The following is a 21,071-nucleotide window of genomic DNA, read 5'->3' as shown; positions in this document are numbered from 1 at the left end:
AAGTTGCCTATTTTCCTGCTAACGGATCCGCTAGTAAGAAATTTCGTTGTTACTTTATGATTTTGAAGGGAAATATCATGAAAAAGATATCTTATGAACGGATTTATAAATCCCAGGAATACCTTTCACCCTTAGGTGAAATCCACCATCGTGCGCTGTTCGGGGGGTATACCCTGGCCGTAGATGATGCCGTCTTCGCTATGGTCTCCGATGGGGAACTGTATCTCCGGGCCTGTGAGGAAAGTGCAAAATACTGTGTAAAAAATGCCTCGTCATTCTTAACCCTCATGAAACGGGGTCGTCCGGTGCTGCTCAATTATTATCGTGTCGATGACGGACTGTGGCAGGACAGAGAACGGCTGCTTCAGCTCTCCTCGTTCGCGCTCAATGCGGCACGAAAAGAGCGTTCGCAGCGTGATCGGCGAAACCGCCTCAAGGACTTGCCCAATCTCACCTTTCAGCTTGAAGTGCTGCTCTTTGAAGCCGGAATCACTAATGAAGAGACGCTGCGGGAGCTGGGTGCCCGTGCGAGCTGGCTAAAGATGCGGGCGAAAAATAAAGCGCTCAGCATTAAAGTGCTGTTCGCGCTGGAAGGGGCCATCGCCGGACTTCATGAGGCGGCACTCCCGGCGGGAATTCGCCGGGAGTTAACGGAGTGGTTTAATGCGCTGCCTGAGCCACAGGAGAATCACTCCTCCAGGTAGCGATCTGCAGTTGCAGTCGGCAAATTTCTGGCAGCAGAGCGATAAGGAGGCCAATCTGCTGAAGAACCAGCGGTGCTTTGCTGTCGCTTCCCGGGTCAATATGCGTTATACGCTGAGCCAGTTCATCCAGCGCGTGTTGAACGCGAGGCTCATCGGCTGGTCGGTGATGAAGCGCGTCATCGACATAGCATACGGCATCATCCAGCAGGGCGAGGATGGCCGGGTGAGTCAATTTCTCACGGTGGGCACCCAGCGTCGAAATATAGCTGGTGAAGGTATGGTTCAGACAGAGCAGGCGGAAAGCCGTTTCCCGAATTTCTGCCGTGGCGCGAGGCTCCGTGGACATGTTAGAGACCACCGAAGCCAGTTCAGCATCACAGTTATGCGCATCGCGGCGTGCGATACGATAAGCCAGACGGTTATCGCGACCCTGATGATACTGCTCAAGGATGGCATCAAGGTATCGACAGTTCGCGTTCATCGCCCTGTCTACCACACGCGGTAAATTACGGAATCGCCAGTCCGGCCAGATAAAACTGACCGCCGCCCAGGCGATAGCGCAGCCAATCAGCGTATCTATCACGCGGGGCAGGGCCACTTCAAATCCTTCACCCAGCAGGTTAAAGCAGAGTAGCACCAGCAGCGTGATGAACATTGTGGCATGCGCATACTGCACATTACGGAAGGCGAAGAACAACACACCGGTGATCACGATCAGGATCAGCTGGCCTTCGACAGAGGGCACGAAATAGAGCACCGGCAGCCCAATAGCGACGCCCACCAGCGTACCAATAATACGTAGCGCAAGGCGGTGGCGGGTGGCGTTATAGTTTGGCTGGCAAACAAACAGGCTGGTCAGCAGGATCCAGTAACCGTGATGTAACCCGGTTATCTGAATGATGGCATAACCCACGCACAGCACCAGTGACATCCTCACCGCATGGCGAAACAGTGCCGATTCCGGCGTAAAGTTGCGGCTCAGTCGCAGCCACATATCGCTGAAGCTATGCACGCTGTCATCAGCAAGCTGATTCTCCACATCTTTATCGGGGAGCGCCATCGCCTGCTCGGATTCAATGGTAGCCAGCTGAGCATCTATCGCCCGCAGGTTATTCAGCAAAAATCCCAGTGCTTTAATATGTTCCGGCGATGATCCACTAGCCTGAACGCGATCGAGCGCCGCATCAAGATGGCTAAATACGCGTTCGAAGCGCGGGTCATGTTGATAGGGCGTACGCAGCAAAATGGAGCGTGCCAGCTGCTGGCATGCCTGAGACTGCATCGACAGCAGGCGCTGGAAGCGGAACATCACGTCGCTGTAGCGGAACTTCTCGCGCAGGGCAGCATACTGAACGTGCGAGGAGCTGGCACGCTCATGTATATCCTGCGCCGCGAAATAGTAGTGCAAGGTTCTTCGCGTTCCGCGCTGACCGCGATCGCCCCGCAGACGGGTAAGCAGTGAGGCTTTCGTCTGGTTAAGCGTGGCGACCAGTTGACCGTTGGCCAGAGCCAAATCGTAAAGCGGAGACTGGCTCTCCTCCTCGATATCCGGATCGAAGAGCCGGGATTTTAGCTCAAGATAGTGGGCCAGTTGCTCAAAGCTGCGGGCAAGGTTGTCCTGAAGAGGGCGAACCGGAAAAATAAGATGCCCGGTTAACGTCAGCAGGTTATACCAGATGGCCCCCAGCAACAGCAGTATGGGTTGCTGGTACCATTGATCGTAAAGGGAAACACCCAGCATGGTGTAAATGGCGATCAGCAGGGCACCAAAGGCGATAGTGGCATAGCGCTGCCCAAGGCCGCCAAGCAAAATAAACCCGCTGGTAGAGAGCGTAAGGCCAATGGCAAACAGCCAGGGCCAGGGGAAGAGCAGCTCCACGGAGGCTGACGCGATAAAAAAACAGACCAGCGTAATTACAAGATTACGCAGGCGCCCGGCAAGGCGATCGTCCAGATCCGCCAGCGCCCCCGCAACCACTCCCAGCGTGAGCGGGATGGTGAGTTTTACGTCATTCAGCCACCACGGCAGAGCAACCGTGCCGCACAGTGCGATAAATATTCTGACGTTATAAAGCCAGATGCTGTTCCAGGTATAACGGCGAAGCAGTGGGCTTAGCATAAGCACGGCCAGTCCTTATTTACTGAAAACGACGACGCGCGTTTGCTTCACGTGCCGCCTGTGCCACTTCTACCGGAACGACCCTGCGCCCAACTGGCCAAAGCGCGATGGCGGCAATCTTAAAGTTCGCGATCCCCACCGGAATACCAATAATGGATATGCACTGGGCAATACCGGCAAAGATATGCATCACACACAGCCACCAGCCGAAGAAAACCAGCCACAAAATATTGAGAACCGTGCCTCCCGTGTTCAGCAGTGCGTTTTTGCTCTCCGGATTCAGTTCGTCAACGTGGACGGCTTCATTCCCGTACGGGATGAAAGAGAGTTTGGTGATTTCCCAGCAGGAGCGGGTCAGGGGGAGCGTAAAAATAAGGACGATGCTCACCAGCGTGGCAAAAAGCCAGGCAAGAGTGGTGGCAAAACCGCCTAACACAAAATTCAAAACATTCAGAACAGTACGCATAAACCCTCAGTTCCTTTCGATATGATTAACGCCCAGTGATTGTAACGTTTTTTTAGGCTGGAGCACCTTAAAACTGGCAGTTAAACTGTCAGGTAAATTATCTCTTCGTGGATTCGGCTGGACATGGAACTGAAAGCAACATCATTAGGCAAACGCCTGGCGCAACACCCCTACGACAGGGTTGTCCTCCTTAATGCCGGAGTGAAAGTCTCCGGAGAACGCCACGAATACCTCATTCCGTTTAATCAACTGCTGGCTATCCACTGTAAACGCGGGTTGGTCTGGGGCGAACTGGAGTTTGTCCTGCCTGACGATAAAGTCGTGCGCCTTCACGGTACCGAGTGGGCTGAGACCCAGCGCTTCCATCATCACCTGAATATGCTCTGGCAGCAGTGGAGCCAGGATATGAGCGTGATTGCCGCTCAGGTACTGCAGCAGGTACTGAACGATATTGCACAAAGTAACGAGCAACAAATGTGGCTCACCCGCCAGCAGACGGCCGGGTTGCAGCAAAAGATTAGGCAGGCGCTGGCGGCACTGCCGTTATCCGTGACGCGTCTTGACGAGTTCGACAATTGCCGTGACGCCTGGCGTCAGTGTCAGGCCTGGCTTGGCGATACAGACAAGAGCCGGCTGGCGCACAACCAGGCGTGGACAGATGCCATGCTGACCCGTTATGCCGACTTTTTCAGCACGGTTGAATCTTCACCGCTTAACCCTGCACAGGCGCGCGCCGTGGTTAACGGCGAGCACTCCCTGCTGGTGCTGGCGGGTGCCGGAAGCGGCAAAACGTCGGTGCTGGTGGCCCGTGCGGGTTGGCTACTGACAACGGGTGAGGCTGTTGCCGACCAGATACTGTTGCTGGCGTTTGGCCGTAAGGCGGCCGAGGAGATGGACGAACGCATACAGGAACGCCTGCATACCCGGGATATTACCGCCAGAACCTTCCATGCCCTGGCGCTGCATATCATTCAGCAGGGCAGTAAAAAAGTGCCTGCCATCAGCAAGCTGGAAAACGACACGCAGGCGCGTCAGGCGTTGTTCATTAAAACGTGGCGTCAGCAGTGCAGTGAGAAAAAGGCGCAGGCTAAAGGGTGGCGTCAGTGGCTGGAAGAAGAACTCAACTGGGACGTACCGGAAGGCAATTTCTGGCAGGATGAAAAACTGGCTCGTCGCCTGGGCTCTCGCCTCGACCGCTGGGTTAGCCTGATGCGGATGCACGGCGGATCGCAGGCCGAGATGATTGAAAGCGCGCCGGAGACGATCCGCGCCCTGTTTTCGAAGCGGGTTAAGCTGATGGCTCCGATACTGAAAGCCTGGAAAACCGCGCTGAAAGAGGAAAATGCCGTCGATTTCTCCGGTTTGATCCATCAGGCCATTATCATTCTTGAGAAAGGCCGTTTTGTCAGCCCGTGGAAGCATATCCTGGTGGATGAATTCCAGGATATCTCGCCGCAACGTGCCGCGCTGCTCTCGGCGTTAAGGGCGCAAAATAAACATACCTCGCTGTTTGCGGTGGGCGATGACTGGCAGGCTATCTATCGCTTCAGCGGGGCACAGCTCTCCCTGACGACTGCATTCCATCACTATTTTGGCGAAGGCGATCGCAGCGATCTGGATACCACCTACCGCTTCAATTCCCGGATTGGTGAAGTTGCCAACCGCTTTATCCAGCAGAACCCGCATCAGCTGGTAAAACCGCTAAATAGCCTCCGGGCCGGGGACAAAAAAGCCGTTACCCTGCTGGTGGACGATCAGCTGGAGCCGCTGCTGGACAAACTGAGCGGCTATGCGAAGCCGGATGAACGTATTCTGGTGCTGGCACGCTATCACCATCTTAAGCCTGCGGCGCTGGAAAAAGCCGCGACCCGCTGGCCGAAGCTGCAGCTCGATTTTATGACCATCCACGCCAGCAAAGGACAGCAGGCCGACTATGTGATAGTGATGGGGCTCAAAGAGGGGAGCGATGGTTTCCCTGCTCCGGCACGAGAGTCGGTAATGGAACAGGCGTTACTGCCGGTCCCGGAAGATTTTCCGGACGCCGAAGAGCGGCGTTTGCTGTACGTGGCGATGACCCGCGCGCGTCATCGCGTGTGGCTGCTGTTCAACAAAGAGGAGCCGTCGGTGTTTGTCGATATTCTGAAGAGTATTGATGTGCCAGTGGCGAGGAAGCCTTAACGGGATAGCGGAGCGGTAATATTGCAGGCCCGGTAAGCGTGTCGCCACCGGGCAAAAAACTACTTCAGTCTTTCGGAAAGATAGCGCTGATAATCCGGGATCAGGATCTCAACCGGTGAGTTGAAGTGCGGGGATTCAATGATGAAATCTGCCGTCGACAGGTTTGTCGCCACCGGAATATTCCATACCGTTGCCAGACGCAGCAGGGCTTTGACATCCGGGTCGTGCGGAACCGCATTCAGCGGATCCCAGAAGAAAATCAGTACATCAATTTTCCCTTCAGAAATCTGAGCGCCGACCTGCTGGTCGCCGCCCATCGGGCCGCTCAGCATGGCATTGACCTCCAGACCCGTTTCGCGGTGGATCAGGTTACCGGTTGTCCCGGTCGCTGAGAGAGCATGCTTTTCCAGCAATGGCTGATGGCGGCGAACCCAGTTAAGCAGCATTTGTTTACAGTGATCGTGCGCAACCAGAGCAATGTGTTTGCGTTCCGGTAGCGTGCGTGTTGTCAGTTCCATAATCTTATCCATCAGGTTAACTGACTACACGATGACGGGAACCGCCTGACGCTGCAAGAGAAAGGCGAAAAAAATGTGGCTTATGATGAAGGTTGTTGCTTCACCCACTGTAAAAAACGCGCCCGGGTCTCAGGATCGGCCTGCTGGAACCAGAATTTAAGACGCTGTTCCGTCAGCGTCTGGGACTGTGGCGGAATAACATCCAGCTCTGAGACACCGGACAGCAGCGTACTGTCGTCGGCCATCCTGGTGGCAAACTGTGGAAGGGAAGCGCGTTTGCCCGCCTTGTTATAGATTTCGGTCGCGGCCTCGTAATCGGTGCCTTTCGGGGACGAGGTTAACGCCAGAATATCGAGTTTTACCGGAATCGGCATTGAATCCCCGTCCAGCAGTTCAAGGCGCGGAGAGGCGTCAAAGGCCGCCGACTCTTTTTCGGTTTCAAGACGCGGGAGGGTAATGTTCACCTGACTGACCCGCTGGGTATTAAAGCTGACAATCAGCGGCGCAGAGATATACATGCGTTGTTCATGATTAGCGAGGCCGATGGTTTTTTCTACCCGCAATACCAGCTGGTGTGGCCCATTATCAAGTTCGATGCTGTCCGCACCGCGCAACAAGGAACTGGACACTTTTTTTCCGTCCAGCACCAGCAGATCAATATCCGTTGTAAGCCGTAGCGTGGTCGCAAAGACGCAAACTGGCATCACTAACGCAATCACAGCAGTGGCAATGCCGGTTTTCATAGAGGGCTCCTGTTGAAATGACTCGGCCGCGGTAATGTATCCAAATATTTCGATAATCACGTTTACTAACATATAGACATATTCTGCCGTTTTGCCCTCATGCATCTGCATGGGATGCATGGTTGAGATGTGCGCTTTGACGTACACTCATAAAAAAGCCTGGAGGAAAACCATGAAAGAGAACGAAATTGCCGAGATTCTGACATCGACGCGCACGATTGCACTGGTAGGGGCAAGCGATAAACCGGATCGCCCAAGCTACCGGGTGATGAAATACCTTCTCGATCAGGGCTATCACGTCATCCCTGTGTCGCCGAAAGTGGCCGGTAAAACCTTACTGGGTCAGCAGGGATACGCCACGCTGAACGAGGTACCTGAAAAAGTCGACATGGTGGATGTTTTCCGCAATTCCGAGGCAGCGTGGGGAGTGGCACAAGAGGCCATCGCCATCGGCGCGAAAACGCTGTGGATGCAGTTGGGTGTCATTAACGAGCAGGCGGCGGTGCTGGCGCGAGAAGCCGGTCTGACGGTGGTAATGGACCGATGTCCGGCGATTGAGATTCCCCGTCTGGGGCTGGCGAAGTCATAAAAAAAAGCCCGTTTATCGGGCTTTTTTTACACGCTTAGTTCCGCAGGCGCGGGGCCTGTAACTGTTTGCGGATAGTCTGAGCAAGTTCATCCATCGTGGGTTGCTCTGGATGCTCATCCTGCAGTTCGCTACTCAGCTGCGCTTCAGCAAGGTAGGTGTGAACGGGTTGTCCATCATCCCCCTCCATCACCACATGATACCAGGGCGCGGCGCGAAGCTCTGCGTTAACCGCCAGCTCATCCGCTGACGGTTCATCAAGGGAATACTCCGGGTCGATATCCACGACCACACCCAAATACCCTAGCAAAGTGTGGCGGACCTGCTGGCCGATACCGAATTTGCTGGCAATCATAGTCACCTCCCGGGAAACACTACTTACACGTTATGTGCGGGCAATATTTCTCTTTTCAAGTTACATGACGCGACAGGCAAACCCTTTCAGATACAGCCCTTCCGGGTAGGTAGCGATCACCGGGTGATCGGCTGCCTGACGGAACTGTTCTATAAATTGTACATCACGACCAGCATCTATTGCGGCATCAGCGATGATTTTCTGAAATAAATCTGTGGTCATCAGGCCGGAGCAGGAGAAGGTGAGAAGCACTCCACCCGGGTTCAGCAACTGGATGGCCAGCATGTTGATATCCTTATAGCCGCGGCAGGCACCCATCAGCTGACTTTTGTTCTCCACAAACTTCGGTGGATCCATCACGATGACGTCGAATTTCTCGCCCTGATCGCGATACTTACGCAGCAGTTTGAAGACGTCATCGCGAACAAACTCGGCTTTGCTCAGATCCAGCTTGTTCAGCTCGACGTTTTGTTTCGCCACGTCCAGCGCTTCCTGAGAGGTATCAACGCTGACAACCTGGGCACAGCCGCCCATCAGCGCCGAGACGGCGAAGCCGCCGGTATAGGAGAAGCAGTTCAGCACGCGTTTGTCGGCAACATACTGGCGAGTGGCCAGGCGGCTGTCACGCTGGTCCAGGTAGTAACCCGTTTTATGGCCGCCCTGGATATCCACCAGCAGCTTCATACCGTGCTCTTCGATTGGCAACAGGGCAGGCGGCAGTTCACCGGTGACCGGACCTTGCGTCAGCTCCATGCCCTCTTTTTTGCGCACTGCCACATCACTGCGGTCATAAATGGCGCATTCCGGGAAAACCGATTGCAACGCGCTGATCAGCGCAGCACGTTGATATTCAGCCCCTGCGCTTAACAGTTGCAGTACCAGGAAGTTACCGAAGCGGTCGATCGTCACGCCAGGCAGACCGTCAGACTCACCGGCGATCACACGGTAGCTGTCCAGACCGTCACGCTTTGCCAGCCACTCACGCCACTGCTGCGCCTGCTGTAAACGACGAACGAAGAAATCAATATCGATCGTTTCATCTTTATCAAAGGTCCAGACGCGAGCGCGGATTTGGGACGCTGGCGAATATGCGCCTCGCGCTAACCATTTCCCCTGATGGTCAACGATATCGATGGTCTCTCCGAGGCTGGCTTTGCCTTCCATACGGGCTACTGCACCGGAAAAGACCCAGGGATGGCGGCGCAATAATGACTTCTCGCGCCCTTTGGCTAACACTAAACGTACACTCATAATTTGCTATTCTGTCGATTCCAGGGAAATGGCGCGTAGAGTAGCACATTCAGCAAGTCGCAATCATCTGCGGATGCCTTTGAGCGTTTCGGCACAAAATCAAATCGCTTAGGCACAGTACTGCGCTGCAGTGGGCTTTACAGTAGGGTTTCCGGTATAGCAAAGGGAAACACAAATGAAAAAGCGCCGTGCGATAGCAGTAACCACCCTGGTGGTGGTCAGTTTTCATGTTTTAGCGGCATCGTCTTTCACCATCAGCAGTCAGGATCTGGCCAGTGAACGCCCGTTGTCGCAACAGCAGGTGTTTGACGGGTTTGGGTGTCACGGTGGGAATCACTCTCCACAACTGGCGTGGAAAAATCCGCCTGTCGGGACGAAAAGTTTTGCCGTCACGGTATTTGACCCTGATGCCCCTACCGGAAGTGGATGGTGGCACTGGACGGTGGTCAATATTCCCCTCCAGACGCTGACGCTTCCCGCCGATGCCGGAAACCCGAAGGGTGAGACATTACCGGCCGGGGTTGTGCAGGGGCGTAATGATTTCGGTTATTCTGGTTTCGGCGGCGCATGTCCGCCCAAAGGGGATAAGCCGCACCGTTATCAGTTTACCGTCTGGGCGCTGGATGTGGATAAATTGCCTGTCGACAGGAATGCCAGCGGCGCGCTGGTGGGTTTTATGCTTAACAGTCACGTCCTGGCAAAGGCCAGCTTAACCGTTACCTACAGCAGATAAGGATGGCATGGTGCAGGGAGTCCAGTTTCAACATAAACATTTGACGGCTGGTGAAGTGAGTGCCAGTAAAATGCATCACCTGCACCAGGTTAAACTCTTTCTTCCTGCCATTTGCCATATCACTCACGGCAGTAAAGTGATTGTTCAGGACGATAACCGCCTGGTGGCGACGAAAGCGTCGCTGATCATTATTCCCGCCAATACGCCGCTGGAGATCATAAATCAACCCGCGAATGGTCTCTTTCGCTCTGACTTATTGATGTTGTCACCGGAGCTTCTGGCGGAGTTTAAAACGCATTACCTGAAATCCTGGCCGCGCACAGAATTACATTCCCTCTGTGCTCCCCTGAGTGAGGGGCTGGCATTTATGTGGAGTAGCCTGCTGCATGCCGTGCGTCAGGATTTACCGGAGGCGTTACAAAAGCATCAGGCTTTCGGACTTTTGCTGGCATTGCTTCATGACGGCGTCGCAGGGCCGTTGCTTATAGAGCGTAATAGCCACCTGTCCGAGCAGGTGCGGCAGTTCATCATGCTGTCGCCCGCCAGGGCCTGGACTGCACAGGATGTTGCCAGCCGCCTGGCATTGAGCGTGCCGACGCTACGCAGACGGTTACGCGAAGAGTCGCAGAGTTTTCGCCAGATTGTTGAGGAGGTGAGGATGGCCGTTGCGCTGTCACACTTACAGTCAACCCGGTTACCTATTGGTGAAATCGCATTACAATGTGGTTATCTTTCCAGCTCTCGTTTTACTGCCCGTTTCCGGCAACATTATGGCTGTTTGCCGAAAACGCTACGTTAAGGAGTAGAAAAATGTCAAAAATCTGCACAATTGCCTGGGTACACGGCATGGTTCAGGGTGTCGGATTCCGTTACAGCACGCAGCGCGAAGCTATGCAGCTGGGGCTCACGGGATACGCGCGAAACAGGGATGATGGCAGCGTTGAGGTGGTTGCCTGTGGTGATGCGGAGCAGGTTGAAAAGCTGGTGGCATGGCTGAAAGCAGGTGGGCCGCGCAGCGCGCGGGTTGATAAGGTTTTAACCGAACCCCATCAACCCGGCCGGGAATACGTTAACTTCGGTATTCGCTACTAAATGCATTTCACCGGTTTTGGCAGGCCGGCGATTTTGGTGGCCTGTTTTGCCGGACCTTTCGGGAACAGGCGATACAGGTAACGGCTGTTGCCTTTCTCTTCACCGAATTTATTGGCCATTGCCTTGACCAGCATGCGGATCGCCGGGGAGGTGTTGAATTCGAGATAGAATTCGCGCACAAAACGCACCACTTCCCAGTGTTCCGGGGAGAGGGCGATACCTTCGTTTTCGGCGATTTTTTCCGCCAGCGGCTCGCTCCACTGGCTGCTCTCTGTCAGATAACCGTCGTTATCAGTTTCAATCTCTTTACCTTCAAAACTCAACATAGTCATTCACGCGTCAGTCAAAAACCGCAGCAGTGTACCAAAAAACAAAGCCCCGCATAAGCGGGGCTCTGGTTCACAGCATTGTTGATTAATCGCGGCTGGCGAAGCCCAGGATGCTCAACAGGCTGACAAAGATGTTGTACAGCGATACATACAGGCTCACGGTGGCGCGGATGTAGTTCGTCTCACCGCCGTGAATGATGTTGCTGGTTTCATACAGGATTGCGCCAGAAGAAATCAGAATAAACACGGCGCTGATCGCCAGGTGCAGGGCAGGCAGCTGCAGGAAGATGTTTGCCACCATACCTACCAGCACCACCACAATACCTGCCATCAGCATACCGCCGAGGAAGGACATGTCCTTACGGGTGGTCAGCACGTAGGCCGAACAGCAGAAGAACACCAGCGCGGTACCGCCCAGCGCCATGCCAATCACGTCGCCCATACCGGCGGACAGATAGGCGTTAAGGATGGGCCCCAGGATATAGCCCAGGAAACCCGTAAAGGCGAACGCGGACAGAATACCCACCGGTTTATCAGCAGTTTTGTAGGTCAGGAACATCAGACCATACATCCCCACCAGCGTCAGGATCAGACCCGGTGATGGCAGCATCAGCACGGTGCTGGCAGTTGCGGTCATCGCCGAGAATGCCAGCGTCAGGCTGAGCATGAAATAGGTATTGCGCAGCACCTTGTGGGTACTGAGTAGCGATGTGCGGTCGCGTGAAGAAGTAATTATACGATCCATGAGTCACTCTCTTATGACAGATGTAATTAGCGGAAAGAATAGGAAACGGCGCGCCAGTCTCAAAGTGGTTTTACCCATCTTTACTCAGGACGTTAGCGTTACTGTTGGTTGTTTATTCTTCAGAAAACCTTTTCAGCAGAATGAACAACGGTTTGCTTCATTTATTCAGATCAAGCTCTTATAGGTTACTGAAAAATATTGCGTTATTACACGTTGAGCGCTAAGTGTTATTTCCGGATCGTCAAAAAACAGACAATAAGGCGAAGGAAATGAAACCACAAGCACGCACGCGCTTTACACTCTCTTTGTTAACGGCAGGGATCCTGTGCGCCAGCACGGCGACCTGGGCGGCTAACGTGCCAGCAGGAACACAGCTGGCCGATAAACAGGAACTGGTCAGAAACAACGGTAATGAACCGGCCTCACTTGACCCGCATAAAGTCGAAAGCGATGTCGAATTCAATATTATCAGCGATATCTTCGAAGGGTTGGTTAGCGTTTCTCCGACTGGCGAAATACAGCCACGGCTGGCAGAAAAATGGGAGAACAAAGACAACACCGTCTGGACTTTTCATCTGCGTCCAGGCATCACATGGAGTGACGGCACCGCGATTACCGCGCAGGATGTGGTCTGGAGCTGGCAGCGTCTGACAGACCCCAAAACCGCCTCGCCGTATGCCAGCTATCCGGGCAACATGCATATTGTTAACGCCGCTGATATCGCTCAAGGGAAAAAAGCACCGGATACGCTGGGTGTAAAAGCCATTAACGATACCACGCTTGAGGTCACGCTGACTCAACCTAATGCCGCATTCCTTGCCATGCTGGCCCACCCGTCGCTGGTGCCGGTGGATAAGGTGCTGATTGGTCGGTTTGGTGATAAGTGGACCAAACCGGAGCATATCGTCACCAGCGGAGCGTATAAACTGTCGCAGTGGGTGGTTAACGAGCGCATCGTGGCGGAGCGTAACCCGCGCTACTGGGATAACGAACATACCGTTATCAATAAGGTGACCTATCTGCCGATCACCTCCGAGGCCTCGGATGTAAACCGTTTTAAAGCAGGTGAAATCGATATTGTTTATACGGTGCCGATCAACCAGTTTGCCCAGCTCAAGAAAACCCTGGGTAGCCAGCTGGATGTCTCCCCGCAGCTTGCCACCTATTACTATGAATTCAACACCACCCGGCCGCCGTTCAACGACGCGCGTGTACGTAAGGCGCTGAACATGGCGCTGGATAAAGAGATCATTGCCGGGAAGGTATTAGGGCAGGGGCAGCGTCCGGCGTGGCTTATCAGCCAGCCAGATATTGGCGGTGTGACGCTCCAGAACCCGGACTATGCCAGCTGGCCGATGGATAAACGAATCGAAGAAGCGAAAAAGCTGCTGGCCGAAGCCGGCTTTAACGCCAGCCATCCGCTGCGTTTTAACCTGCTCTATAACACCTCTGAATCGCACCAGCGCATCGCGATTGCCGCCAGTTCGATGTGGAAGAAAAACCTCGGGGTGGAGGCGAAGCTGCAAAATCAGGAATGGAAAACGATGCTCGATACGATGCATACCCACGACTTTGACGCAGTGCGCTACGCCTGGATTGCCGATTACGACGATGCTGCCACTTTCCTGAACAACTTCCGTACCGGTGACAGCGAAAACACCAGCCAGTACAGCAATCCGGAGTATGACCAGGCGCTGGTGAACGCCGCGAAAGCCAAAACACCGGCAGAGCGCGGTAAGTTCTATCAGCAGGCGGAAGATTTGCTGGCGCGCGATGTGCCTGCCATTCCGGTTTATCACTATGTCCGCACGCACCTGGTCAAACCGTGGGTGGGAGGATTCACGCCGGACAAGCTGGGGTACTATTTCACCAGGGACATGTATATCAAAAAACACTGATCATGAACGCTGAATTTTGTGCTGATAAAATGGCCGATACGTTGTCTATTCAACCGATTAAACGCGTTTTGGCTATTTTTAAAGCGAACGAATGCGGTCACTCTTTACAGCATGCGGAGAGGTGTTTATAGTTCGCCTCACTTAGGAAGTGTGGCCGAGCGGTTGAAGGCACCGGTCTTGAAAACCGGCGACCCGAAAGGGTTCCAGAGTTCGAATCTCTGCGCTTCCGCCAGACATAAAAGCCCTGCGATAGTCATATCGCGGGGCTTTTTGCTTTTAAGGGGCATGGATAGCACCCGCAGAAAAAAATAGAAAAATTCCTGCTTTACAAGGCGCTAATAGATGTTTATAGTGCGCCTCACTTTGGAAGCGTGGCCGAGCGGTTGAAGGCACCGGTCTTGAAAACCGGCGACCCGAAAGGGTTCTAGAGTTCGAATCTCTACGCTTCCGCCAAATTTGAAACCCAGGCCGTTATGCGACCTGGGTTTTTTGTTTTTGTCGGTTTTCAGTATGCCATTGCCGTCTGGCTTGCGTCGGTGGGGCTAAGAATCCATCGGACGAATTAGTAACCGGCATCTGTTACATCTTGCTCCTGGTGTTCCAGGATAATGCCAGCGATGATGTCATTGGGGTTATCCACCCGATCTGGTCGTTTTATGACGTGAGTCGTTCCCTTCTCAAAATAGTTAATAGCAAACATCTCATCTTCATAACGATCGCAATGCCTGTTTTCATCAATGAGAGCATTCAGTCGTCTGGTTACATTTTCATGGTTATCGGATGTAGCCACGCGATCTAAGGGAATCAGCTTCACAGATACGCCCTTATGCATATAACTTACGGAACGATGGACACCCTTCCGAATTTTTTCAAACTACACAGAACAGGTTGTTGTTCAAGGTCGTACCCACTCCTCGAACGATACCTGAGATGTACATATCACGAGTACTGGGGCGAGGCATGCAAAAATCCCCTGCGATATTTGTTTTTCTGATGAAAATAATAAGACCCATTTAAATAAATAATAAAAATGGTGAAGGCCAGTAAATGTCGCCAATTTTTCACACAGGCAGGCACGTTCTGCCTTTCATTTTTTGATAAAAGTACAAAATCAGATATTTCATGTGATTGATGAGATTTTATACAAACTTGCCCCTAAATTAAATTGATCACTTACTGTACACCCTTATTTCATAAGGGTTAAAGGGGTGTGCAAGAAAATTCTTATAAATCAGAAAGATGATCTTTGGCTGTCAGGATTTCTACTGGAAACATTTTGTTACATTTTTTGATTTCCGATCGAGTGGGGAACGTTCCTACACTCCGGCCATTGGGTCTTATCCGAAATTTTTTCATTTCAGACAAATACTCAAAAACACAATGTCGATATGCTGGTGAATGGAATGTGCCCGCTTTTAATTCCGGGGTTTTGATTTTCGTCCGATGACGTGAGCCTGGAAGTTGTTCTGGCTGGGTTTGCCTTTCTTATTAATTTCTCACTGGCATTGACCGTTTTTATAACTCCAAAAAACAGGGATAGCCATGTCTAACTCTTCTTTTCAGTCCGAAATACCCAAGGCACGTATTAATTTAAAGCTTGATTTGCATACGGGCGGAGCGAGCAAGAAAACTGAGCTCCCACTGAAATTACTGGTGGCGGGAAACTTCAGTAATGGTCAGGAGACTGCACCACTATCGGAGCGCAAAAAAGTTAATCTGAATAAAAACAACTTTGACTCTGTACTTTCCGAATATTCCCCAATCGTAAATATTACCGTTAAAAACACGCTTGCTGGTGATGGCAGTGAAGACAACATCAATCTGACATTCCAGAGTATTAATGATTTCTCTCCGGAGCAGGTTTCGCGGCAAATACCTCAGCTGAAGGCCATGCTCTCCATGCGCAATTTGCTTCGCGATTTAAAAGCAAACCTGCTTGATAACCAGGCTTTCCGAAAAGAGCTGGAAAAAATTCTTCTCGATCCTGCATTAAGTGCAGAACTCAGAGCCGAACTCTCAGCCCTGGCTCCGAAACAGCCATAACGGCCATATGCTTTTAACGGATTAATAAGGAATATGTTGATGTCTGTAAAAAATGAGAATGCCGCGGGTAACGAGAGTGTAGTGCTTGAACGTCCTGCAGCAGGCGGGGTATATGCGTCCCTGTTTGAAAAAATCAATCTTAACCCTGTCTCTGAGCTAAGTGCGCTTGATATCTGGCAGGATGCACAGGCGATGTCGGATGCAACAGCAGACGAACGTTTAACTGCCGGCATGAAGGTGTTCCTGGAATGTCTGACAAAAGCGGGCTCAAAAGTTGAGAAACTCGATAAAAACCTGATTGACCACCATATCGCGGAACTGGATTACCAGATCAGCCGTCAGCTTGATGCTGTTATGCATCATGAAGACTTTCAGGCGGTAGAAAGTCTGTGGCGCGGTGTGAAATCTCTTGTCGACAAAACCGATTTTCGCCAGAACGTGAAAGTTGAACTCCTGGATATGTCTAAAGAAGACCTGCGTCAGGACTTTGAAGACTGCCCGGAAATCGTCCAAAGCGGGCTGTATAAACATTCATATATTGATGAGTATGATACCCCCGGTGGCGAGCCGATTGCTGCGCTGATTTCCGCTTACGAATTTGATGCGTCTGCGCAGGATGTAGCCCTGCTGCGCAACATCTCTAAAGTGTCTGCTGCTGCACATATGCCGTTTATCGGTTCTGCCGGCCCGAAATTCTTCCTGAAAGACAATATGGAGGACGTGGCGGCCATTAAAGATATCGGTAATTACTTTGACCGCGCTGAGTACATCAAGTGGAAATCCTTCCGCGAGACGGATGATTCCCGCTATATCGGTCTGGTCATGCCGCGTGTACTGGGGCGCCTGCCTTATGGTCCGGATACCGTACCTGTGCGTAGCTTCAACTACGTCGAAGAAGTGAAAGGTCCGGATCATGACAAATACCTGTGGACCAACGCCTCGTTTGCCTTTGCATCCAACATGGTACGCAGCTTCATTAACAACGGCTGGTGTGTACAAATTCGTGGCCCGCAGGCCGGTGGCGCCGTTCAGGACCTGCCTATTCATCTGTACGACCTCGGTACCGGCAATCAGGTAAAAATCCCGTCTGAAGTGATGATCTCGGAAACCCGCGAATTTGAGTTCGCGAATCTGGGCTTCATTCCACTTTCCTACTACAAGAATCGCGATTACAGCTGTTTCTTCTCGGCGAACTCCACGCAGAAGCCGGCCACGTATGACACCGCTGATGCTACTGCCAACAGCCGCATCAACGCCCGTCTGCCTTACATCTTCCTGCTGTCGCGTATCGCGCACTACCTGAAGCTCATTCAGCGCGAAAACATCGGCACCACTAAGGATCGTCGTCTTCTGGAGCTGGAGCTGAACACCTGGGTTCGCGGTCTGGTGACGGAAATGACCGATCCCGGCGATGAGCTGCAGGCGTCCCACCCACTGCGCGATGCGAAAGTGGTGGTGGAAGATATCGAAGATAACCCGGGCTTCTTCCGCGTGAAGCTGTACGCCGTGCCGCACTTCCAGGTAGAAGGGATGGACGTCAATCTGTCACTGGTATCCCAGATGCCGAAAGCCAAAGCATAGGGCAGGAGCAGGGATGAAAATATATCGTCCACTGTGGAACGAGGGGGCTTTACTGTCCCCTCAACAGTTCCAGCAGCAGGCTGAATGGGAGTCTTTTCGCGGTGCCGGTGCATCAGCGCTAGCATCCCCATTCCCCTGGGGGGTAGAAAAGATTGAGTTTAATGACAGCCTTCTTTCGTCTGGTCTGATCCAGATTACGCAGCTACGCCTCTGGCTGGACGATGGATCGCTGATTGATGCTCAAAGGAGCGATCTGCCTCCACGTCCACGGGAGTTAGATGCCAGCCAGCTGGCAGGTCTCGATTCCGTAACCGTTGTCATCGCACTGCCTCACATGCTGCCGGGTATTGCCAACGTAGAACAGGAAGGTGTTACCGCAGACCGCCCGCTCCGCTATCGCGAGGAATGGGTGACGTTGCAGGATGCCTTCGGGTCCGAAGAAGAATCCATAGCCGTTGCCCGGTATAATTTCACCATCCGGTTTGCCCATGAAAGCAATGATTCCTGGAAAGTGTGCCCGGTGGCCAGACTGATCCGTGATGGACAAAATGCATGGCGACTGGATCCGTCCTTTATTCCGCCCGTTGCGTCTTTTGCGGCAAGCCCTGTCCTTCGCGAACGTCTGGTGCTACTCAATCGTCAGTTACGCTCCCGGCGCCAGCGTCTGATGACGATGCGTCGTGAAAGCAACGAAAGGCTCGCCGATTTTGCCGTCGCCGATGTTTCCCTTTTCTGGTTGCTGAATGCACTGAATTCTCACGCCAGAGTGCTGACAGAATACGAACGTTTTCCTTCCCGGCCACCTGAACAGGTGTGGGCGGAGCTTGCACGTCTGGCAGGCAGTATGCTGACCTTTTCCCTGAACCATGATCTTGACGCCATTCCGGGTTATGACCACGAGGAACCGGCCAATGCGTTTCCTCCGCTGTTTGATCTGATAACGGGTTTGCTGGAGGCCAGTCTGCCATCCCGGGTCATTGCCCTGGAAATGTCACGCCCGGACGGACAGACATGGAAAGCCAACCTCCACGATATCCGCCTGCGTGAAGAGGCCGACCTCTGGCTCTCTGTGCGCTCCGATATCCCGGCCTGGCAGGTCGCCGAGAAATTCCCTGCACTCTGTCAGGCAGGTTCACCTGATGATGTCAGCGAGATCTATGGCGCGGCACTTAAGGGTATCCCGTTGATCCCGGTGAGCAGAGTCCCGGCAGCGTTGCCTGTACGCATGGAAAACCAGTACTTCGCACTCGATATGGAAAGCCCCGCTGCGCATGAAATGCAGGAGCAGGGCGTGTGCATGTTCTATGTGCCTGAGTTGCTTGGTGCTCTTGAACTAGAACTGTTCGCGGTATTGCGCTCATGAGACAGGATATCGACATCGACCAGCTGATGACGGAGACCTGGCTCACCGTCACTATGCTTAAAAAAGGTGCCGTTACGCTTAATGGCACTGCGCTTTACAACAAATGCGTTAAACAGGTTGAAAGTGTGCGAGAAGCGCTGGAGCGTGCCGGGTATGACGACGCCAGTGTGGAGCATATTTCCTACGCACAATGTGCCTTGCTGGACGAAACGGTGATGAGCCGTAAGTCTGAAAAAGGCGAGGAAGGAGAGGAGCCGAAAGTTGATGAAGGCCAGGTGGCCTGGCGTAAAGCGCCGCTTCAGGCCCGTTTTTTTGGCTCATTCCGGGCAGGCGAAGCGTTGTGGGATCGGATTGCAGAGGTTCTGCGTCAGCCCTCACCTAACCCGGCCGTTTTAACCTGCTATCACCGGGTGATAGCGCTGGGTTTTCAGGGGTTATACAGTCTGAAAACGGTCAGCCAGTCGGAGCGTGATGAGGTAGTGAAAGCCCTTTCTGAACGGGTTTCTCCGCCTGATGCAGACCTGTCTCTGGTTGTTAACCGGATGGGGAAACATCGTTGGAGTCTGATGCGCTCAGTCTGGTTCTGGATAGCGCTCGCCGTCATTCTTACCGGCGTTATCTGGTGGGGTGGTCACCTCTGGCTCCAGTCACTGTTGTCGGCACAAATACCGGAGCTGCATGGCTAATGCGTAGAACAGTCATCATTCCGGTCGTCCTCCACGCCCTGGTAGCCGTTGCCACGTTGCTGTGGTTGCTGTGGTATTTCATCCCGACAGGCAACGTTTTTAAAGGCCTGGTCACTCTGCTGATCCTCCTTCTGGCAGGCTGGACTGTTTTTAAAAACTGTCGGAGTGAAGAGCACACATCTGACGTTACCCTCCCGGCTGCTGAACTGCCATTACTCGATACCCAGAGCCCCGTTGTACTGGTGTGTGGTGACATGCTGGAAGCGTTGTTCCAGGGAGGCCCTCTGCGTAAAACAGCCCAGGGATGGTGGCTTCGGGCCGGTGACGTCAGCCGGTTAACTGACGTTGTCCGCAGCATACAGAAACAATTCCCTCGACAGGTTGGTCAGCTTTCGGTGATGTATCGCTGCCTGCCAGATGAACATCAGGATGAAGCGGTACTGCGCTCCACACTGAAAACGCTCCGCCAGCAGTGTAAACAAATTAAATCCCTGACGGGTTTCACACTGCCGGTGGTGGTGAATGCCGAATTTTCCGGGCCCGAAACGCCGTGGATCATCGTTCGCGGTGACAAGCCGATAGTCTGTCCGGTTAATGATTCGCCTCAGGCGTTTATTGACTGGCAGCAGGCGGAAGACAATATCCTGCTACTGCCAACTGTCAGCCAGGCATTTTCCTTTATCCGTAATACGCTGACTGACGAGCTGGAGAAACCGGACCGGCTAACGCCGCTTGTACGTGTTTTTTCCGTGGCCATGCGCCTCGGGGTGGTCAATCCTGAGGCTCAGTCAGTCTGGTCCACCTGGCTTTGTGCCCGGACCTGCTTGCACTTTTCCCGCCAGCCCGGTCAGTCAGTTCTGGCAACCCTTTTCCCGGATGCCGTTCTGCCACTTCTGGCACCTTTTGCATCAACCGTTCAGGGGGGGCAGCGTACCCGCCGCCTGGTGCTGCTGATGTGGCTGTGCGCGCTGACCGCATTGGGTATTTCCGCGCTCAATAATCGTGACCTCATCCGTCAGGTGAGTGCCGATTTACAGCGCTGGAACGCGATCCCGATGAATCACTACCGTCCTAAAGCAGACTCGCTGGCTGCTCTGAAACAGGATGCACTTCTGCTTGAACGCTGGCAACGGCAGGGAGAGCCTTTACGTTACAGCCTGGGCTATTACCCGGGACAACGCCTGTGGCTGGCCTTGCAGCAGGCCATTGATACCTGGACACCTCCACCTGCCCCTGAACCAAAACCGGTCCCGAAAATAGTTCGTCTCGATAGCATGTCGCTTTTCGATTCCGGCAAATCAGCGCTCAAAGAGGGGTCAACCAAAATACTCGTCAACGCGCTGGTGGGGATCAAAGCCAAACCGGGCTGGCTGATCGTGGTCAGCGGCCACACAGACAATACCGGTAGCATACAGCTCAATCAGACCTTGTCTTTACAACGCGCTGAAGCCGTCCGTAACTGGATGCGTGATACCGGGGACGTCCCGGAGAGTTGCTTTGCCGTTCAGGGCTACGGCAACAGCCGACCGATTGCTTCAAACGATACGCCTGATGGCCGTGCGCATAACCGGCGTGTCGAGATCAGTCTGGTACCGCAGGCTGACGCCTGTCGTCTGCCAGGCTCAAAACATGCGTCACAGGATGTACGTGACGTTTCAACTCAAGAAATGGAGAAGTAAAC

At 53.2% G+C, this 21,071-nt stretch carries 21 protein-coding genes and 2 tRNA genes; 14 read left to right on the top strand and 9 right to left on the bottom strand.

What is annotated here, in order from left to right:
- The first annotated feature begins 77 nt into the window (after window positions 1-77).
- Window positions 78-704: a TfoX/Sxy family DNA transformation protein gene (locus ACMVME_RS05130; RefSeq protein ID WP_032677817.1), complete on the top strand. Its 627-nt coding sequence runs from the start codon at window positions 78-80 to the stop codon at window positions 702-704.
- On the opposite strand, the gene yccS is transcribed toward ACMVME_RS05130, so the two are convergent.
- A complete protein-coding gene (gene yccS / locus ACMVME_RS05125; protein WP_068794470.1) occupies window positions 661-2,823 on the bottom strand; it encodes a YccS family putative transporter in 2,163 nt (720 codons plus the stop codon). The two genes, ACMVME_RS05130 and yccS, sit on opposite strands and share 44 nt — an antisense overlap.
- Before the next feature lie 19 nt (window positions 2,824-2,842).
- Entirely contained in the window at window positions 2,843-3,289 is a 447-nt protein-coding gene (locus ACMVME_RS05120) for a YccF domain-containing protein (protein ID WP_025204535.1), read from the bottom strand.
- A gap of 123 nt (window positions 3,290-3,412) precedes the next feature.
- Between ACMVME_RS05120 and helD the strand changes: the two genes are divergently transcribed.
- Entirely contained in the window at window positions 3,413-5,467 is a 2,055-nt protein-coding gene (gene helD / locus ACMVME_RS05115) for a DNA helicase IV (RefSeq protein WP_032677818.1), read from the top strand.
- A gap of 59 nt (window positions 5,468-5,526) precedes the next feature.
- Here helD and mgsA read toward each other — a convergent pair whose 3' ends face one another.
- Both mgsA and csgI read right to left on the bottom strand, forming a co-directional pair.
- Complete coding sequence (mgsA, locus tag ACMVME_RS05110) at window positions 5,527-5,985, bottom strand: methylglyoxal synthase (RefSeq protein ID WP_020884788.1); 459 nt, start codon at window positions 5,983-5,985, stop codon at window positions 5,527-5,529.
- Between the two features lie 80 nt (window positions 5,986-6,065).
- Window positions 6,066-6,728, bottom strand: coding sequence for a curli synthesis inhibitor (csgI, locus tag ACMVME_RS05105; protein ID WP_032679662.1), 663 nt, complete (start codon window positions 6,726-6,728; stop codon window positions 6,066-6,068).
- A 172-nt stretch (window positions 6,729-6,900) separates the two neighbouring features.
- On the opposite strand from csgI, the gene ACMVME_RS05100 reads away from it, so the two are divergent.
- A complete protein-coding gene (locus ACMVME_RS05100; RefSeq protein ID WP_025204532.1) occupies window positions 6,901-7,317 on the top strand; it encodes a CoA-binding protein in 417 nt (138 codons plus the stop codon).
- A 34-nt stretch (window positions 7,318-7,351) separates the two neighbouring features.
- On the opposite strand, the gene hspQ is transcribed toward ACMVME_RS05100, so the two are convergent.
- Both hspQ and rlmI read right to left on the bottom strand, forming a co-directional pair.
- Window positions 7,352-7,669 (bottom strand): heat shock protein HspQ, encoded by a 318-nt coding sequence (gene hspQ / locus ACMVME_RS05095; protein WP_013097248.1) that lies wholly within the window; start codon window positions 7,667-7,669, stop codon window positions 7,352-7,354.
- Window positions 7,670-7,729: 60 nt separating this feature from the next.
- Window positions 7,730-8,920 (bottom strand): 23S rRNA (cytosine(1962)-C(5))-methyltransferase RlmI, encoded by a 1,191-nt coding sequence (rlmI, locus tag ACMVME_RS05090; protein WP_032677819.1) that lies wholly within the window; start codon window positions 8,918-8,920, stop codon window positions 7,730-7,732.
- A 175-nt stretch (window positions 8,921-9,095) separates the two neighbouring features.
- On the opposite strand from rlmI, the gene ACMVME_RS05085 reads away from it, so the two are divergent.
- Genes ACMVME_RS05085 through yccX form a run of 3 tightly spaced genes read left to right on the top strand, consistent with a single transcriptional unit; the run spans window position 9,096 to window position 10,745 of the window.
- Window positions 9,096-9,653, top strand: coding sequence for a kinase inhibitor (locus ACMVME_RS05085; protein ID WP_032677820.1), 558 nt, complete (start codon window positions 9,096-9,098; stop codon window positions 9,651-9,653).
- A gap of 7 nt (window positions 9,654-9,660) precedes the next feature.
- A complete protein-coding gene (locus ACMVME_RS05080) occupies window positions 9,661-10,452 on the top strand; it encodes a helix-turn-helix transcriptional regulator (RefSeq protein ID WP_063156184.1) in 792 nt (263 codons plus the stop codon).
- 11 nt (window positions 10,453-10,463) lie between these two features.
- Window positions 10,464-10,745 (top strand): acylphosphatase, encoded by a 282-nt coding sequence (yccX, locus tag ACMVME_RS05075; protein WP_020884783.1) that lies wholly within the window; start codon window positions 10,464-10,466, stop codon window positions 10,743-10,745.
- Here yccX and tusE read toward each other — a convergent pair.
- Window positions 10,742-11,071: a sulfurtransferase TusE gene (gene tusE / locus ACMVME_RS05070; protein WP_047742553.1), complete on the bottom strand. Its 330-nt coding sequence runs from the start codon at window positions 11,069-11,071 to the stop codon at window positions 10,742-10,744. The two genes, yccX and tusE, sit on opposite strands and share 4 nt — an antisense overlap.
- Window positions 11,072-11,159: 88 nt before the next feature.
- The gene (gene yccA / locus ACMVME_RS05065; protein WP_014169445.1) at window positions 11,160-11,819 is read right to left on the bottom strand and encodes an FtsH protease modulator YccA; all 660 of its coding nucleotides are present in this window, start codon (window positions 11,817-11,819) and stop codon (window positions 11,160-11,162) included.
- A gap of 269 nt (window positions 11,820-12,088) precedes the next feature.
- On the opposite strand from yccA, the gene ACMVME_RS05060 reads away from it, so the two are divergent.
- From ACMVME_RS05060 to ACMVME_RS05050, 3 genes are all read left to right on the top strand, one after another.
- Window positions 12,089-13,717 (top strand): ABC transporter substrate-binding protein, encoded by a 1,629-nt coding sequence (locus tag ACMVME_RS05060; protein WP_068794471.1) that lies wholly within the window; start codon window positions 12,089-12,091, stop codon window positions 13,715-13,717.
- Window positions 13,718-13,861: 144 nt separating this feature from the next.
- Window positions 13,862-13,949, top strand: a tRNA-Ser gene (locus ACMVME_RS05055).
- A 133-nt stretch (window positions 13,950-14,082) separates the two neighbouring features.
- Window positions 14,083-14,170 (top strand) — tRNA-Ser (locus ACMVME_RS05050).
- 109 nt (window positions 14,171-14,279) lie between these two features.
- Here the strand turns inward: ACMVME_RS05050 and ACMVME_RS05045 are convergent.
- Entirely contained in the window at window positions 14,280-14,531 is a 252-nt protein-coding gene (locus ACMVME_RS05045; protein ID WP_309892135.1) for a DUF4942 domain-containing protein, read from the bottom strand.
- A 728-nt stretch (window positions 14,532-15,259) separates the two neighbouring features.
- Between ACMVME_RS05045 and tssB the strand changes: the two genes are divergently transcribed.
- The 5 genes from tssB to ACMVME_RS05020 are packed head-to-tail and all read left to right on the top strand — an operon-like array spanning window position 15,260 to window position 21,069.
- Window positions 15,260-15,760, top strand: coding sequence for a type VI secretion system contractile sheath small subunit (gene tssB, locus ACMVME_RS05040; protein ID WP_068794473.1), 501 nt, complete (start codon window positions 15,260-15,262; stop codon window positions 15,758-15,760).
- Window positions 15,761-15,793: 33 nt separating this feature from the next.
- Complete coding sequence (tssC, locus tag ACMVME_RS05035) at window positions 15,794-17,341, top strand: type VI secretion system contractile sheath large subunit (RefSeq protein ID WP_068794474.1); 1,548 nt, start codon at window positions 15,794-15,796, stop codon at window positions 17,339-17,341.
- A 13-nt stretch (window positions 17,342-17,354) separates the two neighbouring features.
- Window positions 17,355-18,704, top strand: coding sequence for a type VI secretion system baseplate subunit TssK (gene tssK / locus ACMVME_RS05030; protein ID WP_068794475.1), 1,350 nt, complete (start codon window positions 17,355-17,357; stop codon window positions 18,702-18,704).
- Window positions 18,701-19,390 (top strand): type VI secretion system protein TssL, short form, encoded by a 690-nt coding sequence (gene tssL / locus ACMVME_RS05025; protein ID WP_063925129.1) that lies wholly within the window; start codon window positions 18,701-18,703, stop codon window positions 19,388-19,390. Before tssK ends, tssL begins: the two co-directional genes overlap by 4 nt.
- A complete protein-coding gene (locus ACMVME_RS05020) occupies window positions 19,390-21,069 on the top strand; it encodes an OmpA family protein (protein WP_068794476.1) in 1,680 nt (559 codons plus the stop codon). Before tssL ends, ACMVME_RS05020 begins: the two co-directional genes overlap by 1 nt.
- Window positions 21,070-21,071: the final 2 nt, after the last annotated feature.

The organism is Enterobacter cloacae complex sp. 2024EL-00711 (genome assembly GCF_047529885.1).
Classification (GTDB): Bacteria; Pseudomonadota; Gammaproteobacteria; order Enterobacterales; family Enterobacteriaceae; genus Enterobacter; species Enterobacter ludwigii.
Note: the sequence above shows the minus strand (reverse complement) of the source record. Positions and strands in the feature narration are given on the sequence as shown.

Bases quoted from the DNA above. Each gene is read 5' to 3' on its own strand.
- ACMVME_RS05130 (WP_032677817.1), top strand. From the start codon at position 78: ATGAAAAAGATATCTTATGAACGGATTTATAAATCCCAGGAATACCTT.
- yccS (WP_068794470.1), bottom strand. From the start codon at position 2,823: ATGCTAAGCCCACTGCTTCGCCGTTATACCTGGAACAGCATCTGGCTT.
- ACMVME_RS05120 (WP_025204535.1), bottom strand. From the start codon at position 3,289: ATGCGTACTGTTCTGAATGTTTTGAATTTTGTGTTAGGCGGTTTTGCC.
- helD (WP_032677818.1), top strand. From the start codon at position 3,413: ATGGAACTGAAAGCAACATCATTAGGCAAACGCCTGGCGCAACACCCC.
- mgsA (WP_020884788.1), bottom strand. From the start codon at position 5,985: ATGGAACTGACAACACGCACGCTACCGGAACGCAAACACATTGCTCTG.
- csgI (WP_032679662.1), bottom strand. From the start codon at position 6,728: ATGAAAACCGGCATTGCCACTGCTGTGATTGCGTTAGTGATGCCAGTT.
- ACMVME_RS05100 (WP_025204532.1), top strand. From the start codon at position 6,901: ATGAAAGAGAACGAAATTGCCGAGATTCTGACATCGACGCGCACGATT.
- hspQ (WP_013097248.1), bottom strand. From the start codon at position 7,669: ATGATTGCCAGCAAATTCGGTATCGGCCAGCAGGTCCGCCACACTTTG.
- rlmI (WP_032677819.1), bottom strand. From the start codon at position 8,920: ATGAGTGTACGTTTAGTGTTAGCCAAAGGGCGCGAGAAGTCATTATTG.
- ACMVME_RS05085 (WP_032677820.1), top strand. From the start codon at position 9,096: ATGAAAAAGCGCCGTGCGATAGCAGTAACCACCCTGGTGGTGGTCAGT.
- ACMVME_RS05080 (WP_063156184.1), top strand. From the start codon at position 9,661: ATGGTGCAGGGAGTCCAGTTTCAACATAAACATTTGACGGCTGGTGAA.
- yccX (WP_020884783.1), top strand. From the start codon at position 10,464: ATGTCAAAAATCTGCACAATTGCCTGGGTACACGGCATGGTTCAGGGT.
- tusE (WP_047742553.1), bottom strand. From the start codon at position 11,071: ATGTTGAGTTTTGAAGGTAAAGAGATTGAAACTGATAACGACGGTTAT.
- yccA (WP_014169445.1), bottom strand. From the start codon at position 11,819: ATGGATCGTATAATTACTTCTTCACGCGACCGCACATCGCTACTCAGT.
- ACMVME_RS05060 (WP_068794471.1), top strand. From the start codon at position 12,089: ATGAAACCACAAGCACGCACGCGCTTTACACTCTCTTTGTTAACGGCA.
- tssB (WP_068794473.1), top strand. From the start codon at position 15,260: ATGTCTAACTCTTCTTTTCAGTCCGAAATACCCAAGGCACGTATTAAT.
- tssC (WP_068794474.1), top strand. From the start codon at position 15,794: ATGTTGATGTCTGTAAAAAATGAGAATGCCGCGGGTAACGAGAGTGTA.
- tssK (WP_068794475.1), top strand. From the start codon at position 17,355: ATGAAAATATATCGTCCACTGTGGAACGAGGGGGCTTTACTGTCCCCT.
- tssL (WP_063925129.1), top strand. From the start codon at position 18,701: ATGAGACAGGATATCGACATCGACCAGCTGATGACGGAGACCTGGCTC.
- ACMVME_RS05020 (WP_068794476.1), top strand. From the start codon at position 19,390: ATGCGTAGAACAGTCATCATTCCGGTCGTCCTCCACGCCCTGGTAGCC.